This is a genomic window from Paenibacillus amylolyticus (genome assembly GCF_051136285.1).
Classification (GTDB): Bacteria; Bacillota; Bacilli; order Paenibacillales; family Paenibacillaceae; genus Paenibacillus; species Paenibacillus amylolyticus_F.
Genome location: NZ_CP194938.1, coordinates 2,197,957 through 2,213,649, shown reverse-complemented (window position 1 = coordinate 2,213,649; position 15,693 = coordinate 2,197,957). Strand labels below are relative to the sequence as shown.

The window sequence follows — 15,693 nt, the reverse complement described above, 5'->3', positions numbered from 1 at the left end:
TCACTCCTTTAGTCATTTTTGCCAAAACAGGTAGTTCACTGTGTATTACTGCTTCTGAGCACGATAAGTTTCACGAAAATAAACGCCGATGTTGACGATCCAGATGACAGACAGCAGTATGATCGGGAAAGCGGCAAAGCTAAACAGTGCGGAATATAACACCAATGCGGCCATGCCGATGCCAAGCAGGAGGTTCATCATCTGAAACGAGCGATAGGCTGCACGATACACAATCCATTTCTCGCCTTCATCCAGCTTTTCGAAGTGATTTTTCTGCATGTTGCGGGAGTTCAAGTCCAGTGCGCGATCAGGGAAGTAGTGGTTGTAGCGTTTGATCGTCACGCTCTGCAGGACAACGACGATGATTACAGCGATGCAGGCGGCGACCAAATTCCCAAGCGTAAAGAGATTTGTAGACTTGGGTAAGTCTCTGCCCGATGCGTATAACGACAAGGCAAGGGCAACCCATGCAAATGAAGTGATCACACTGAACGTACTGAGCATCATGGCGCTTCCCAGCGAACGTTCAGCCGGAGACATCAGGGAGGGATGGTCACTTATATCATCCGCTTCATCTTCTTCAGGACGGGCAGAGGGGGTACGAGCCAGACTAATGCTGTTCCAAATTGTCATAACAAGCACGACCAGAGCGATAAGAGCAAATAACAGGTCGTAATCGTAATAAACGGATAGGGTCCAGTTCAGATCAGAAGGAAGCTTGGTGAACGCGGCCGAGGAAATAAACCCAACAACAGCACCGCCAGCGGCATAGAGCGGAAGGCGCATTCTTCTTTTTTTGGATGAGGTATTAGCGGTTTGATTCATGTGGTTCTCCACCTTTCAATTCGAATATTTTTTCAACAGGTTCACCGAAGACCTGGGCTATTTTTAATGCCAGAACAACCGAAGGAGAATAATCTCCGCGTTCAATTAAAGCGATCGTTTGGCGGGATGCCCCGATGAGCTTCGCCAGCTCTGCCTGGGACAATCGGTTTCTGGCTCGTAACTCCCGAACGTGATTGTGTAATTCTTCCACGTACTCACCTCCATGAATGGATTGTATATGATAATCGACTAAATGTAAATTATAATATACAAAATGAATATGATTATTTACTTTTTAGGATGATGATTCAACTCCATCACAATAAAAAAAGAGCCTCGAAAGGCTATCTTACCGAGACGAATTTGTTTCTGCGTCCTGCATTTACTCGGTTTAATCCAATGCTTGTCAAACTAGTCCGCATATATCGAACAAGTCCCTCATAACATGTACTAATCAAGTAGGGGTTCTGCTGTATGCACAATCCTGAAGTGAAAACATGTGCTAAAGGGGATGATGTCATGCGCCGAATATCATGGATGCTTGCCATGGTATTGGTCTTATCGGCCTTACTTGCCGCCTGCGGGAAGAAGGATGCGGCAGCTGTGGTCAAAGATCTGAACGAGGTTGTTGGAGAGATGGAAAGTTACCAGGGAGCAGGCGTCATGACGCTGCATACTGGAGAAACACCGCAGCAGTACAAGGTCGAGGTATGGCATCAGAAGCCTTCGTATTATCGCATTGCACTCACCAATGCCAAGAAGGACGTCACGCAAATTGTACTTCGTAATGATGAAGGTGTCTTTGTACTGACGCCGAGTCAGAATAAAAGCTTCCGCTTCCAAAGCGACTGGCCAGATAATCAGGGTCAGGTTTACTTGTATGAAACATTGATTCGAAGTATTACAGGGGATACGACCCGTCAGTTTGCGGATGAAAAAGAAAGCTACGTATTTGATGTTGCTGCCAATTACAATACACACGCACTCGTCAGACAGAAGATATGGCTGAACAAGAGTGACTATGCTCCCAAACAAGTGGAGGTGTCAGACTCCAATGCCAATGTAGTTGTGGATGTGAAGTTTGACAGCTTCAAATTCGGAGCTGAATTTGGAAAAGATGCCTTTGACATGCAGCGGAACATGACGGCTGCAACCGAAGAAGGAAATAAGACTGGTACTGATGCTGGTGCAGCTCCAGCGGAGAAAACGGATGATGCAGGAGCACAGCAACCTGCCAATCCTCAGGCTGCGCCAGGCTCCGAGGGAACCGAGGGAGCTGTTGATGGGCAGACCGGTGTAAGTGAGGGCACGAATCAACAAGGAACACAAGGAACGAAAGGAACAGAAGGAACAGCAAGTGAACAAGGCAACGAGAAACCTACCTTGGCTGAGCCGAAAGAATCAGACAGCTTTGGTGTCATTCAGCCAACATATGCGCCGGAAGGTGTCAAGCTGAAGGATGATCAGATTTTGGAGGAAGCCGGGGATTATTCCGTCCTGCTTCGATATGAGGGAACATACAATTACACCATATTTGAAGCAAGGCCACAGGATCGTGCGGTATCCCTCGCGCCTTCACGTCTGGTTGATCTTGGATTTACAGCAGGTATGATCAGTGGAGATGCTCTGCAGACGTTAACCTGGACCTTTGACGGAGTAGAATACCGGATTACAAGCGCGGATTTGCCTGAGAATGAAATGGTGCGTATTGCGACATCGATGCAGGAAGAGTCAGGCAAATAAAACAGAAACGCATAGCGGTCTTGTCATATGGAATGCTATAAAGCATCGGAGATTGTTTCTCCGGTGCTTTGTTTATTTTTTGATATAGAAGGATCATGCCATGTTCAGTCCAAAAAAAAGCAAAAAACGCTTCTATGCGGAGTGAACCGGGTAATTAGTCGATGTAAGCAGGTTATATCCAGACGAATGATGTGATCCAGACGGCTGGATTATCGCTTATTGATCTTCTTCTATGATTGGTTAAAGTTCTCGGCAGGCTCCCGCATAATGATGTGATCAGAGGTACAAAAATCCCGTACATTTGACAGTGACATGCTGGGGCATTACGATGGAGTCTGACGTGAGCCGGATTAAGAAGATTAGAGAAGGTGACTTAACGTGCAAGGACAATATCGGCCGACCCAGGCTGAGATTAATCTGGACCATCTGCGAAGTAACGTAACCGCTTTTCGTGAGGCTTTGCCTCAGGGTACGAGATTCCTCGCTTGTGTAAAGGCTAATGCCTACGGACATGGTGCAGTAGAGACAGCCAGAGAATTGGAACGACTGGGTGTGGATTATCTAAGTGTAGCGTTTCTTGACGAAGCTCTTGAACTGCGTCTGCAGGGCATTACATGCCCGATTCTGGTATTGGGGTATACGCCGCCTGAAGGAGTCGCTGTTGCGTGGCAGCATGATGTAACGATCACATTATTTAGCAGAGAAGTGCTTGAGGCGATTAGACAGGTGAAGCCGGGCACATTTGTGAATCCGTTGAAAGTGCACATCAAAATTGACAGCGGCATGGGCAGACTGGGTCTGCTACCTGGTAACGAGGCCATTGACTTCATACAAGAGGTGTCCTCACTTGATCAGGTGATGCTGGAAGGTATGTTTACTCACTATGCCAAAGCAGATGAACAAGACAAGACCTACACACTGGAACAGTATCGACGGTTCCAGAGCGTTGCAGAGACGCTCCGGGATCAGGGATGTGTCATCCCGATTATACATACGGCGAACAGTGCGGCTGCCATTGATACACCTGAGTTATCTTATGATATGGTGCGAGTGGGCATCAGTCTGTACGGACTGTATCCTTCAACCGAGGTGAATCATCAGGTAGTGAAGTTGCTCCCGGTATTGACACTGAAGACAAAAGCGGTTCTGGTCAAAACACTGCCATCCCATTGGGGAGTCAGTTATGGAACCCGTTATTTTACGCAGGAAAATGAACGAATAGCGACCTTGCCTATCGGTTATGCAGACGGATTCTCAAGAATGTTGACAGGGAAAGCTCAAGTGCTTGTACGCGGTCGCCGCGTTCCTGTCGTAGGGACGATCTGCATGGATCAGTGTATGGTGTCGCTGCAATCTTTCGCAGAAGAAGCGGAAGAAATTCAAGCCGGCGAAGAGGTTGTTCTCATCGGTCACCAATCCGGCGGTGTGATTACCGCTGGCGAGGTGGCAGACCAGCTTGGTACGATCCACTATGAAGTGATCTGCATGATGGCACATCGCATTCCACGAGTGTATACGCGTGGAGGAACGGTAGTCGCCAGATCAATCCCCTTTTGACAACTTAATTCGCAAATTGGACACGATTACCAGCAAAACTTTTTTCAGAACAGAAGGAAAACTGTCGCAGCATCTCGAAATATGTACGATGTCAGGAATTAAATCCTGAAATGCGATGTTTGCTCTGTACGAATAATGATTCCCGTGTTTATAATGGAGTACAGCATACTTGATATACGCGGGGCATATATATTCCTTTGTATAAAAGTTCTGGAAAAGCGTTATACTGGTTCACAATGGCGAAAGGTTTGTGGGGGTGGAAGAAAGGTGGCCAACTTGCAGAACACCAAGCGGATTATGATCAGTTTGCCTGATTATCTTTTGCAGGAAGTGGATGGCATCGTAGCGCTGGAGAATTCCAACCGCAGCGAATTGATTAGGCAAGCAATGAAGCTGTATCTGACGGAGCGGAAGAAACGTTACATCCGTGAATCAATGCAGCGAGGGTACATGGAGATGGCGAAGATTAACCTGACCATGGCATCCGAAGCCTTTCACGCGGAGGAAGATGCGGACAGCACTCTGGACCGCTTAGTTAGCGGGGTGTAGACAGTGATCGTAAAACGTGGTGACGTTTTTTTTGCGGATCTTTCTCCCGTTGTCGGTTCCGAGCAAGGCGGAGTCAGGCCGGTTCTGGTGATCCAGAACGATATCGGCAACCGGTTTAGTCCAACGTGTATCGTGGCGGCTATTACCGCCCAGATTCAGAAGGCAAAGCTGCCGACGCATGTCGAGATTGATGCGGCGGCGCACGGCTTTGACCGGGACTCGGTGATTTTGCTCGAACAGATCCGGACGATTGATAAGCAAAGGCTGACAGACAAGATTACGCATTTGGACGAGGAGACCATGAAACTGGTCAACGAAGCCTTGCAGATCAGCCTGGGCTTAATCGATTTTTAAGGCAATAGAATGGCGTGTTATGCGCTATCGTGCCTGTTCGTTGACAACGGATGTTCCTGTGAAGGAACACACAATTTCAGAATGTAATCAGAAGAGCGTACGATACCTTTATGGGTGTTGTGCGCTCTTTTGGTTAAGACTTGGTGAAAGCGTAGAACATTGATGATCTTTTCGCTATAATGGAACCTGAGAAACCGTTTACCCGCAAGACCTATATAGATAGATGGAGGAGACATATGAGCATTTATATCAATCAGGAGAAACTTCAGTTTCATCTACAGACCCGCGAGGCGAGTTACGTATTTCAGGTACTGCCTTCGGGATATTTGGTACATTTGTATTATGGTAAAAAATTGCGTGATACCGACCTGAGCTGGCTTCATGTGCGGACAGAGAGAGCATCTTTCAGCCCGAATCCGGTGCCTGAGGATCGCACGATCTCATTCGACACCTTGCCAGTGGAATTGCCGGTCTATGGTACGAGTGATTTCCGTAACCCGGCTATCCAGCTGGAACTGGAGAATGGCTCAACGGTATCCGAGTTTACGTATACAGGCCATCGATTAGTTAAGGGGAAAGAAACGTTAACTGGACTGCCGGCAACATATGTAGAGTCTGACGATGAAGCAGACACACTGGTGATCGAGATGCAAGATAAGGTGTCTGGCGTGAAAGTTGAGTTAACGTATACTGCATTTAATGCTTTTAATGCGATTACACGTTCGATGCGTATCGTGAATGATAGCGCTAACGTAGTGAATGTGATGCGTGCCCTAAGTTCTTCTGTAGATTTGCCGCATGCAGATTACGACATGTTGCAGCTCTCGGGTGCCTGGACACGTGAACGTGATATTGTTCGCCGTCCGCTTGCTTCCGGATTGCAGGGTATTGAGAGCCGCCGCGGCTCAAGCAGCCATCAGCAGAACCCGTTTATTGCTCTGATGACACCGGGAACGGATGAAGATCAAGGGGAAGTATACGGCTTCAGCTTGGTATATAGCGGTAGTTTTACTGCACAGGCAGAGGTAGACCAGTTCTATACAACACGTGTATCGGTCGGTATTAATCCGTTTGAGTTCAACTGGAAGTTGGAACCACAGGAGTCGTTCCAGACACCTGAGACGGTTATGGTCTACTCGGCTGCCGGTCTGGACGGCATGTCTCAATCCTATCATGAGCTGTACCGTGAACGTCTGGCACGCGGTAAATACCGCAATGCGGAGCGTCCTGTACTGGTTAACAACTGGGAAGCGACCTATTTCGGCTTTAATGCGGACAAGATTGAGCAGATTGCTCGTGCAGGGCAGAAGCTGGGTATTGAATTATTTGTACTTGATGATGGCTGGTTCGGTCATCGGGACAGCGACAATTCGTCATTGGGCGACTGGATTGTGGACAAAAACAAGCTGCCGCAGGGATTGGATGACTTGGCTAACCGTGTAACAAGTCTGGACATGCAGTTTGGACTGTGGTTTGAGCCAGAGATGATCTCCCCGGACAGTGAACTGTATCGTGCGCATCCAGACTGGTGTCTGCATGTTCCGGATCGCCGCCGTACCGAAGGAAGACAGCAGCTTGTGCTGGATTTCTCCCGTCAGGATGTGCGTGACGAGATCGTTCGTATGTTGTCCGATGTTCTGAGTTCTGCACCGATCACTTACGTGAAATGGGACATGAACCGAAACATGACAGAGGTTGGATCTGCTTTACTCCCGGCAGACAGACAGCGCGAAACAGCGCACCGTTATATGCTCGGACTGTACGAAGTAATGGAACGTATTGTTACTACCTTCCCGAATATTTTGTTCGAAAGCTGTTCCGGGGGCGGTGGACGTTTTGACCCGGGAATGCTGTATTACATGCCACAGGCATGGACGAGTGATAACACCGATGCAATTTCCCGTTTGCGGATTCAATACGGTTCAAGTCTTGTGTATCCTGTAAGTTCTATGGGGTCACACATTTCAGCTGTTCCAAACCATCAGGTGAACCGGATTACGTCTCTGGAGATCCGGGGGCATGTGGCCATGTCGGGCAACTTTGGATATGAGCTGGATCTGACAAAGTTTACAGACGAAGAGAATGCGATTGTGCAAGCACAGGTCGAACTGTACAAGGAAATTCGTAGCACTGTGCAATACGGTACATTCCGCCGCCTGCTTAGCCCATTCGAAGGCAACGAGACGGCATGGATGTTCATTGCACCGGATGGTAGCGAAGTGATTGTATTCTATTTCCGCGTACTCTCTGAACCGAATGCACCGCTTCAACGTTTGAAGCTCAAAGGGCTTGATCCAAATAGCGATTATCGTCTAAAAGGCGGATCAGAGACGTTTACAGGCGATGCCTTGATGTATGGCGGTATTGCTGTGGGTAGTGAGTCAGGGGACTACCTGAGCGAAATGTTCCGGTTTGAGCGGGTGTAAATAAGTTGAACTAGAGATTTTACACAGTCCACTCCGATGACAGAATAACCTTCTATTCGCTGTTATCCCCAGATTTTTTTGATTCCCTTTTCTAAAGGGAAAAATCCGGTGATAAAGGCGAAGCGTATGCTTCCGATGTAGCTTTCTTGCAGAAAGCTTTTAGCTTCTCTTTTCCAGGTTTTTTCTGTCCTCTCCGTTAACGTGTAAAAGAAACTTTCAACTGATTTAGATGAATTGGTTATTTTTGAAGAAGATCCGAGGATGTCATGATGACGTTCTCGGTCTTTTTTTCGTTCAACGGGGAAGGATGTTTAGGAGTGCAATAACGCAAATGACAGACGTGCCATGGGAATGATAGAAATTTCAACGTGATTTTGTGATAATATAGAATGGAGTGTTATTTTGAAGCATGAAAAGCTTGAGATCAACTTCGGATGATCGACCATACTGTTATTATGCAGCAAAGCTGCCCTGAAATGAGTATCATGAACGATTCAGGAAGGAAAGAGGGATTTATTTGTCTGAACAGGAAACGGTTCTGGAACCCAATGAAGAAACATTAAAGGCGGAACGCCAAGAACGAATCATCAAACAGGTAGCCAAGGAACTGTCACTGTCCTTGAAGCAGATTCGCACAACATCGGAGCTTCTGGACGAAGGCAATACGATTCCATTTATCGCTCGCTACCGTAAAGAAATGACTGGAGAACTGGATGAGAACCAGCTGCGCCAGATTGAAGAGCGTCTTGTGTATTTGCGCAATCTGGAAGACCGTAAACTGGAAGTCATCCGTATTATAGAGGAACAGGGCAAACTGACCAAAGAACTGGAAAAATCTATTACTCAGGCTGTCAAGTTGCAAGAAGTAGAAGATCTATACCGCCCTTATCGTCAGAAACGGAAGACTCGTGCCAGTGTAGCTAAGGAAAAAGGTCTGGAGCCGCTCGCCGTATGGATCTGGGAACAGCCCAAACAGGGTGATGCACTTCAGGAGGCTGCATGTTATATTAATGCAGAACTCGGGGTAGAGGATGCAGAGTCGGCCCTGCAGGGGGCGAAGGATATTCTCGCTGAAAATATTGCCGACGATGCAGCCATCCGTGCCTGGATTCGCAGATATACTCTTGATCACGGCATGTTGACTTCTGAAGCGAAGGATACCGAGCAGGAGTCCGTTTACGAGAATTACTACAGTTATCGTGAGTTGGCCAAAAAAATGCCGCCGCACCGTATTCTTGCGATTAACCGCGGAGAACGAGAGGGTATTCTGAAGGTTGGCCTTGACGTTCAAGCTGAACCGACTCATCGGCATATGGAAGGGCAGATTATTCGGGGAGCTTCTGTGGTGCAGGATATTTTGCGTGCCGTTATTGAAGATGCATACAAACGGCTGATTGCACCGTCTATCGAACGGGAAGTGCGTGCCGAGTTAACGGAAAAAGGGGAGAATCAGGCGATTTCGATATTCTCCGCAAATCTTCGTAACCTGCTGTTGCAACCACCGATTCATGGCAAACGTGTACTGGGTGTCGATCCAGCCTACCGGACAGGCTGTAAACTTGCGGTTGTAGACGATACAGGCAAGCTGCTTGAAGTAGCTGTAACCTACCCAACGCCTCCGCACAATAAGAAGCGCGAAGCAGCTGAAGTATTCCACCGGATGATCAAGCAGTACGATATCGGATTGATTGTTATTGGGAACGGAACCGGATCACGTGAGACAGAGCAGTTTGTAGCCGAGATCATTCAGGAGAATGGTGACGAGAGCCTTGTATACTTGATTGTCAACGAGGCTGGTGCGAGTGTGTACTCTGCTTCCAAGCTCGCTCAAGAGGAGTTCCCGGATCTGGATGTTGCCGAGCGAAGTGCGGCCTCTATTGCTCGTCGGGTGCAAGATCCGCTGGCTGAACTCGTTAAAATCGATCCAAAAGCAATTGGCGTCGGTCAATATCAGCATGACGTATCTCAAAAGGTGTTGGAAGAGAGCTTGAAGGCTGTCGTAGAATCGGCAGTTAACCATGTTGGCGTGGATGTGAACACCGCTTCACCTTCCTTGTTGTCTTATGTAGCCGGCGTTAATGCGACCATAGCCAAAAACATTGTCAAATACCGTGAGGAAAACGGCCGCTTCACGAGCCGCCGTCAGCTGCAGAAGGTGCCACGCTTGGGTGCCAAAACGTATGAACAATGCGTAGGGTTCATGCGCATCTCGGAAGGGGAGAATCCGCTGGATCGTACACCGATTCACCCTGAGTCTTACAAAGTTGTAGACCAGCTGTTCAAGGAGCTTCAGGTCGAGCTGAACAAGCTTGGAAGCAAAGAACTGTCTGTACTGCTGTCTGAACAACAGACAGAACAACTGGCCGTGAAACTGAATGTGGGTGTGCCTACGTTACGCGACATTTTGGACAGCTTGCAGCGTCCTGGCCGTGACCCTCGTGAGGAGATGCCGTTGCCAATCTTCCGTACAGATGTACTCAAGATTGAAGATCTGGTGGAAGGCATGGAATTGCAAGGTACGGTTCGTAACGTGATTGACTTCGGTGCATTCGTTGACATCGGCATCAAGAGTGACGGGCTTGTCCATATATCTCAACTGAGTAACGGATATGTTAAACATCCGATGGATGTTGTCTCCGTTGGTGATAATGTGACTGTCTGGGTTATGAATGTGGATATGAAAAAAGGCCGTGTCGGTCTTACGATGAAAAAACCTGCATCTGCCAATGAATGATCCTGTTGGAAACAGGATGTGATATCCAAGCATACGTCTGTGAAAGTAACGTGTAAACGGATATCCTTGTATAAGTATAAGGGTACAGCCTTCCCGCGTTGGGAAGGCTGTTTGCTATTAAGTGTTATCCTTGCTGTGCAATGGTATGGATTGATTTGGTTTGTTTTCCTAGGAGGATGCGTGAAAATCCTGATATGACGAGCCGGGAGAAAACGTCAGTATCCGTACAATGTTTAGATCTCGTTCTCCACGTTGCGCTGTGAACCGCTGGCGGGTTTGTTGCGATAGAAGTACCAGCATTCGTTCAGCAACTTGATTTGACGACTGTCCTTTTTGTGAAACGCTCGCATGAGTTGGTTGCAGAGCCATTGAGGCAAAGAAATCTCCTCCTTTTGCATAATTCATCTGTACGTTAGCATATGTAGCAATAGCCTGGACTGTGCGAGATAACTCCATGTCTAACGAAAATGGTCAGTATCTGTGGAACCCAAACGATTGTATTTACTTTGGGTGTTGGATCAATTGTTGGTCTTAAGTTTCTAACGATTCAAAATACAAAAAGCGCATCACCCGGCAGTGGGAGGCGCGCTTTTTGTATTGTATTGAATTTTCAGTTAATCCATCTCTTCTTCGTACCATTGTTCCAATTGAGCCTGAAGTGCCCGGATCTCGGTAAGCAGGGAAATCAAAGGATAATTACTTTCACGCAAAGCGGCAAAACGCTCTTCAAGGGCATTGATATAATCCAGGCCACCGATGATTGACAGGTTTTCGTTCAATAGATCGAGATTATCACATTCGGCAATAGCCCAAGGCAGAACGGGTACATCTGTTGCAGTGAGTTTGTCGATCTCTTTGTGCAGACGCAGATTAAGTGCACTGAGTTGATAAGCATAGTCGGCAGGCATTTCGACAAACTGCAATTGCTGCTCCTGTTGCAGGATGACATAGCGCATTGTAGGCATAACGAGTATTAATCTCCCCTCATACATTCTACTTGACAGTGTAGCCTACGAAACGGTTAAAATTCAAGTATTATGCGAGGGAAACAGCGTACTCCAAGGGGGGAGAGAGAGGAGAATGATGGAAAACAAGGAATTGCAACAATGGATTGAGCAAGTTTCGCTGGAACATTTCGGAGTTCCGTTTACACATGAAGCGATATTTAACCGTCGTCTGACAACAACTGGCGGACGATATATGCTCAAAAGCCACAGGATTGAGATTAATCCGCATCAGTTGGAAGTGCACGGGAAGGACGAGGTTGAGAAAATTATCAAACATGAACTATGCCACTATCATCTGCATATTCGTGGCCGGGGATACCAGCATCGTGACCCGGAATTCAAGGCGCTCTTGCAGAAAGTAGGTGGGTCAAGATTCTGTCAGTCTCTTCCCGGAGACAAGGGCAGGAAACCTCTACCGTATCGATACAAGCTGGTATGCAAGAGCTGCGGGATGGAGTATTTGCGTAAACGGAAAATAGACCCGAAGCGTTATCGCTGCGGACGATGTTCTGGAAAACTGACACTTCAAAGCATCTGATGTACACCCTGATCATCTGGCTGCAAAAAGTGGCCAACGGCAGGTTGACTTGAATTATTAATCATGATAGATTAATCTTATTCAAGTTAATTTTCCCTGATAGCTCAGTTGGTAGAGCACTCGACTGTTAATCGAGTTGTCACAGGTTCGAGTCCTGTTCGGGGAGCCATTTCTTGGAGAGATACCCAAGTGGCTATAAGGGGACCCTCTGCTAAGGGGTTAGACTGCGTAAGCGGTGCGAGGGTTCGAATCCCTCTCTCTCCGTACTGATTAAATAGTTAAATCCTCTTTGTGTGAATGAGTTGATCATTCATGCAAAGAGGATTTTTTGGTTTTTTAGCGTGTAAGTCGTTTAAAGGGAAATATCCAACACTTCGTGTAAACCTGACTTTCCAGCCTCGGTTAGTTCAACAGAGCGACTTCCTGTTTTTTGACGAATCCAATTTAATTCAATGAATCGGTGAACGAACTGTTCACCAAGCAAACCGGCCAGGTGGTAACGGCGTTCGCTCCAGTCCAGACATTTACGAGCGATGGCTCGGCGTGATCCGGTTTTTAATTGAAGTTTGATTCCAAATGCGTTAAACCACTGCGATCCTTTCTCCGTAATTAGATAATCCTTACCTTGCTCTTCTTTCGGTTCAACCAGATAACCTTTCTTGAGCAAAGCTTCACAAAGGGAAGTCCCTAGTCTCCCCGCCAGATGATTGTAACAGGTGCGTGCATAACTTAACTGCTGCAGTTGATCGGATTGCTTTAATGAGCGAATCTGTACCGGTGGAGCGATGCTGGCCATTTTCTCGATCAGATCAGCAATCTCTTGGCTTGCGAGACGATAATACCGATGACGACCTTGCTGTTCTACTTCCAATAATCCTCCAGCTACCAATTTAGCGAGGTGATTACTTGCGGTTTGTGGGCTGACACCAGCCATATAGGCGAGTTCTCCGGCGGGTAACGCCCGTCCATCCAGCAAAGCGGAGAGAAATATAGAGCGGCTTGTATCTGCAATAAGTGAAGCAATAATAGTGATATTCGGATATGCATTCATACTTCGATGATATCTGAACTAAGGCTGTATTACAATTGGTTTTGAATTCAATATCGAGCAGGAGAGGTGCAGAATGAGTAACGATATGCAGCAGCGAAATAATACAAAACAAACTTCTAATTGGGCTCAGGGGAATCGGCATGAGACCATTGATCCAAGAATTTTATACTATGGCACACCTGTTATCATCCTGAGCACGTTAAATGAAGAGGGATCTACGAATCTATCCCCGCTATCCTCATCTTGGGCGCTGGGAGACTGTCTGGTGCTGGGTTTAGGCACACAGGGGAAAGCTTATGAGAATCTGTGTCATCATTCGGAATGTGTAATGAATTTGCCAGATGCCTCAATGTGGGCCAAAGTTGAAGCATTGGGACGGACGACAGGAAGTTTACCCGTTCCGGAAGCAAAAAAGCAAATGGGATATACATTTTGTCAGGATAAATTCGCCGCGGCAGGATTGACATCTGAGCGTTCGGTTCAGGTAATGCCTGATAAAATAGCTGAATGTGCACTTCAGATTGAAGCGGTTGTAGAACATATACGCATCCCGGAGCATACGCCGTTTATGGCGATTGTAGAAGTGAAAGCAGTGAAAGTGCATGCCCACACTCGTCTGATCTCGGAGATCAGCAGAATTGATCCAGAGCAATGGAATCCGTTGATTTATAATTTTCGGCAGTATTACGGACTTGGGGAGAAACGAGGTGAGAATTTTCGGGCAGAGAGGATATAAAAAGAGAAGGAAAATCGAGTGAGAATGACACGAATCAACATGTTACAAAATAAAAAAACAGGCACAGGCTCGGTTAACGAGACTCCTGTGCCTGTTTTTTTATTTTACTTTCACTGAGCTTACCTTTTACTGACCTATCACTGACCGTTTACAGGCCTTTTAATATCCTTTTATTGGCCTTCAGAGACAATGGTTTCTTCCGGAGCAATCGGTTTGCCATCTAACAAGCTATGGATCGTATGAGCGACGCCATGTTCAACGTTGGTACGTGTTATCGTTTGAGCCATGGCACGGATTTCAGGTTCGGCATTACCCATAGCGATACCCAGGCCTGCCATCTGCAGCATGGAAACATCATTAAAGTTATCCCCAATAGCCGCGGTGTCTTTCATTGAAATGTTCAAATGTTCCGCCAGTTTGGTCAGGGCATTACCCTTGGATACATCCGGGTGCTGCATTTCGAAGTTATGTTCAAAGGAGACGACCATTGCCACATCCGTTCTGGAGGAGAAGTATTCACGTCCGCGTTGCACTTTTTCGGGATTCATCGAGAAGGCCATGATGTTATAGATGCAAGCTTCTGCCGGAATTTCAAGATGACTGTTCACGCGGTGATAGTCTTTTTTGTCGTAGTGTTTTTTGATCGAATGAATCATGCGCTCGATATCTTCACCGGGTTTTGATCCCAGGACACGTTCCAACTCGGCGAGCATCGTCTCATGAGTACTGATTGCAGCGTATATGCCCATCTGAGTTGAAGCTTCATAATAAATGTGCTCGTCTTCCAGCCATTGCATGACAGAAGCGGCCGTTTCACGTTCTAATGGAAGATGGAATAATCGTTCCCCGTTCTCATCATGAATGGTTGCACCGTTGGAGCCGATAATCGGGGTTTTGATTCCGCCTTGGTGGCTGATCGCCACAACATCTGAGTATACACGCCCAGTCGCGATGGTTACTTTCATACCAGCCTGCTGCGCTCTTTGAATGGCATCTGCATTCTCGCGGCTGATTTGGCTGTCTCGATTCAACAACGTTCCATCTAAATCGGTAGCAAATAACTTCATATCTTTACAACTCCTTATCTTGTGTAGGTTCGGGAATCAGAATTTCAACCTTTTGTTCGCTTAAAAAATCGAGCCACTCTTTAACCGGGCATTGATCTGTAATTAATACATCCACCAGTGACCAGTCTGCAAAACGATAACCGTAACGTTTGTCCATCTTGGAGTGGTCGGCAAGGATAATTACTTTTTTGGCCGATTTCATCATTTGATGTTTAATCTTGCCTTCCTCTTCGGAAGCACTGAATCCATCCATGGTGAGACCGCCGATGCCAATAAAGGCTTTATCCACGTAATAATGGGAAAGGGTCTCGATGACAGGTGCTCCATAGACATAACGCTGTTCCTTATCCAGCCTGCCACCGAGCAGTCGAATCTGAACTGCGGTGTGATTAGATAACAAATCAGCAGAGTGTATTGAATTGGTGATGACGGTGCAGGATTTACCATTCAGATTCTCAGCGCAGGACTGAACGGTTGTGGAGGAATCCAAAATGATGGTTTCTCCTGAACGAACCAGAGCAGCAGCCAGTTTGCCAATAGCCCGTTTTTCCTCAGAAACATACTTCAACCGGTCTTGATATGACTTGAATTCTTGTGGGGGAGAGGGGAGGATTGCACCGCCGCGTGTGCGAATAATGGCTTCCTGCTCTTCGAGTTTAATCAGATCGCGTCGTGCCGTATCTCGTGAGACATCAAACAAAGAAACAATCTCATCTACAGAGATACGATTATGCTTGCGCAGGTGCTCAATAATGAGTTGCATGCGTTCTTCTTGAAACAAACGTAAAGCCTCCTTATGTTTATGGATGACCGTGCGTTGTACTGTAGTTTAATTATAAGTAATTATAATGTGATCTGCAATATTGTAAGTGAAAATAAGTTTTTTTAAGTTTTTTGATCCTTGATTAACAAAATTAAGGTATAGCTATGACATGAGTATGATTTTTAAATTTGAATGAATTTGGTAAGAGAGAGGGATGAAAGAGAAGGAAAGCCGAGGTGGTGTGATATGTAGATGGATTTGTGGATGTGAGGAATAATCTGGCATGAAAAGTTTTTAAAAATAAGTATTGCACTATTCTTTTTGGTTGTGATATACTCATTCT

15 protein-coding genes and 2 tRNA genes are annotated in these 15,693 nt (G+C 46.6%); 10 read left to right on the top strand and 7 right to left on the bottom strand.

The genetic code is table 11. From position 1 onward, the window contains the following. Window positions 1-45: 45 nt before the first annotated feature. Both ACR8BL_RS09895 and ACR8BL_RS09890 read right to left on the bottom strand, forming a co-directional pair. The gene (locus ACR8BL_RS09895) at window positions 46-825 is read right to left on the bottom strand and encodes a DUF3169 family protein (protein WP_434752452.1); all 780 of its coding nucleotides are present in this window, start codon (window positions 823-825) and stop codon (window positions 46-48) included. Then, window positions 809-1,036 carry a helix-turn-helix transcriptional regulator gene (locus ACR8BL_RS09890; protein WP_434752451.1) on the bottom strand — a complete coding sequence of 76 codons (228 nt, stop codon included), beginning with the start codon at window positions 1,034-1,036 and terminating at the stop codon, window positions 809-811. Before ACR8BL_RS09890 ends, ACR8BL_RS09895 begins: the two co-directional genes overlap by 17 nt. Window positions 1,037-1,344: 308 nt before the next feature. Between ACR8BL_RS09890 and ACR8BL_RS09885 the strand changes: the two genes are divergently transcribed. The 6 genes from ACR8BL_RS09885 (at window position 1,345) to ACR8BL_RS09860 (ending at window position 10,188) form a co-directional block, all read left to right on the top strand. After that, window positions 1,345-2,568, top strand: coding sequence for a DUF4367 domain-containing protein (locus ACR8BL_RS09885; RefSeq protein WP_434753068.1), 1,224 nt, complete (start codon window positions 1,345-1,347; stop codon window positions 2,566-2,568). Between the two features lie 378 nt (window positions 2,569-2,946). After that, a complete protein-coding gene (gene alr / locus ACR8BL_RS09880; protein WP_434752450.1) occupies window positions 2,947-4,125 on the top strand; it encodes an alanine racemase in 1,179 nt (392 codons plus the stop codon). A 267-nt stretch (window positions 4,126-4,392) separates the two neighbouring features. Then, complete coding sequence (locus ACR8BL_RS09875; RefSeq protein ID WP_024630715.1) at window positions 4,393-4,674, top strand: CopG family ribbon-helix-helix protein; 282 nt, start codon at window positions 4,393-4,395, stop codon at window positions 4,672-4,674. Between the two features lie 3 nt (window positions 4,675-4,677). Further along, window positions 4,678-5,028 (top strand): type II toxin-antitoxin system PemK/MazF family toxin, encoded by a 351-nt coding sequence (locus ACR8BL_RS09870; protein WP_024630714.1) that lies wholly within the window; start codon window positions 4,678-4,680, stop codon window positions 5,026-5,028. A 236-nt stretch (window positions 5,029-5,264) separates the two neighbouring features. Next, the gene (locus ACR8BL_RS09865; RefSeq protein ID WP_434752449.1) at window positions 5,265-7,454 is read left to right on the top strand and encodes an alpha-galactosidase; all 2,190 of its coding nucleotides are present in this window, start codon (window positions 5,265-5,267) and stop codon (window positions 7,452-7,454) included. 517 nt (window positions 7,455-7,971) lie between these two features. Next, window positions 7,972-10,188 carry a Tex family protein gene (locus ACR8BL_RS09860; RefSeq protein WP_434752448.1) on the top strand — a complete coding sequence of 739 codons (2,217 nt, stop codon included), beginning with the start codon at window positions 7,972-7,974 and terminating at the stop codon, window positions 10,186-10,188. A gap of 233 nt (window positions 10,189-10,421) precedes the next feature. On the opposite strand, the gene cmpA is transcribed toward ACR8BL_RS09860, so the two are convergent. Further along, the gene (cmpA, locus tag ACR8BL_RS09855; RefSeq protein ID WP_434752447.1) at window positions 10,422-10,565 is read right to left on the bottom strand and encodes a cortex morphogenetic protein CmpA; all 144 of its coding nucleotides are present in this window, start codon (window positions 10,563-10,565) and stop codon (window positions 10,422-10,424) included. A gap of 237 nt (window positions 10,566-10,802) precedes the next feature. After that, window positions 10,803-11,153 (bottom strand): hydrolase/acyltransferase, encoded by a 351-nt coding sequence (locus ACR8BL_RS09850; protein WP_434752446.1) that lies wholly within the window; start codon window positions 11,151-11,153, stop codon window positions 10,803-10,805. Window positions 11,154-11,271: 118 nt separating this feature from the next. On the opposite strand from ACR8BL_RS09850, the gene ACR8BL_RS09845 reads away from it, so the two are divergent. The 3 genes from ACR8BL_RS09845 to ACR8BL_RS09835 all read left to right on the top strand — a co-directional run bounded on the left by ACR8BL_RS09845 (window position 11,272) and on the right by ACR8BL_RS09835 (window position 11,997). Next, window positions 11,272-11,733, top strand: a complete 462-nt coding sequence (locus tag ACR8BL_RS09845; protein WP_434753067.1) for a SprT family protein — start codon at window positions 11,272-11,274, stop codon at window positions 11,731-11,733. Between the two features lie 93 nt (window positions 11,734-11,826). Beyond that, a tRNA-Asn gene (locus ACR8BL_RS09840) sits at window positions 11,827-11,902 on the top strand. A 6-nt stretch (window positions 11,903-11,908) separates the two neighbouring features. Further along, window positions 11,909-11,997 (top strand) — tRNA-Ser (locus ACR8BL_RS09835). A gap of 88 nt (window positions 11,998-12,085) precedes the next feature. Here the strand turns inward: ACR8BL_RS09835 and ACR8BL_RS09830 are convergent. Further along, the gene (locus ACR8BL_RS09830; protein WP_434752445.1) at window positions 12,086-12,784 is read right to left on the bottom strand and encodes an ArsR/SmtB family transcription factor; all 699 of its coding nucleotides are present in this window, start codon (window positions 12,782-12,784) and stop codon (window positions 12,086-12,088) included. An 85-nt stretch (window positions 12,785-12,869) separates the two neighbouring features. On the opposite strand from ACR8BL_RS09830, the gene ACR8BL_RS09825 reads away from it, so the two are divergent. Continuing rightward, window positions 12,870-13,520 (top strand): flavin reductase family protein, encoded by a 651-nt coding sequence (locus ACR8BL_RS09825; RefSeq protein WP_434753066.1) that lies wholly within the window; start codon window positions 12,870-12,872, stop codon window positions 13,518-13,520. Window positions 13,521-13,690: 170 nt separating this feature from the next. Here ACR8BL_RS09825 and ACR8BL_RS09820 read toward each other — a convergent pair whose 3' ends face one another. Further along, window positions 13,691-14,587, bottom strand: coding sequence for a Cof-type HAD-IIB family hydrolase (locus ACR8BL_RS09820; protein ID WP_434752444.1), 897 nt, complete (start codon window positions 14,585-14,587; stop codon window positions 13,691-13,693). A gap of 4 nt (window positions 14,588-14,591) precedes the next feature. Next, window positions 14,592-15,368, bottom strand: a complete 777-nt coding sequence (locus tag ACR8BL_RS09815) for a DeoR/GlpR family DNA-binding transcription regulator (protein WP_434752443.1) — start codon at window positions 15,366-15,368, stop codon at window positions 14,592-14,594. Window positions 15,369-15,693: the final 325 nt, after the last annotated feature.

Excerpts from the sequence above, each read along its gene's own strand:
- ACR8BL_RS09895 (WP_434752452.1), bottom strand. The coding sequence starts at position 825 with ATGAATCAAACCGCTAATACCTCATCCAAAAAAAGAAGAATGCGCCTT.
- ACR8BL_RS09885 (WP_434753068.1), top strand. The coding sequence starts at position 1,345 with ATGCGCCGAATATCATGGATGCTTGCCATGGTATTGGTCTTATCGGCC.
- ACR8BL_RS09865 (WP_434752449.1), top strand. The coding sequence starts at position 5,265 with ATGAGCATTTATATCAATCAGGAGAAACTTCAGTTTCATCTACAGACC.
- ACR8BL_RS09850 (WP_434752446.1), bottom strand. The coding sequence starts at position 11,153 with ATGCCTACAATGCGCTATGTCATCCTGCAACAGGAGCAGCAATTGCAG.
- ACR8BL_RS09845 (WP_434753067.1), top strand. The coding sequence starts at position 11,272 with ATGGAAAACAAGGAATTGCAACAATGGATTGAGCAAGTTTCGCTGGAA.
- ACR8BL_RS09830 (WP_434752445.1), bottom strand. The coding sequence starts at position 12,784 with ATGAATGCATATCCGAATATCACTATTATTGCTTCACTTATTGCAGAT.
- ACR8BL_RS09825 (WP_434753066.1), top strand. The coding sequence starts at position 12,870 with ATGCAGCAGCGAAATAATACAAAACAAACTTCTAATTGGGCTCAGGGG.
- ACR8BL_RS09820 (WP_434752444.1), bottom strand. The coding sequence starts at position 14,587 with ATGAAGTTATTTGCTACCGATTTAGATGGAACGTTGTTGAATCGAGAC.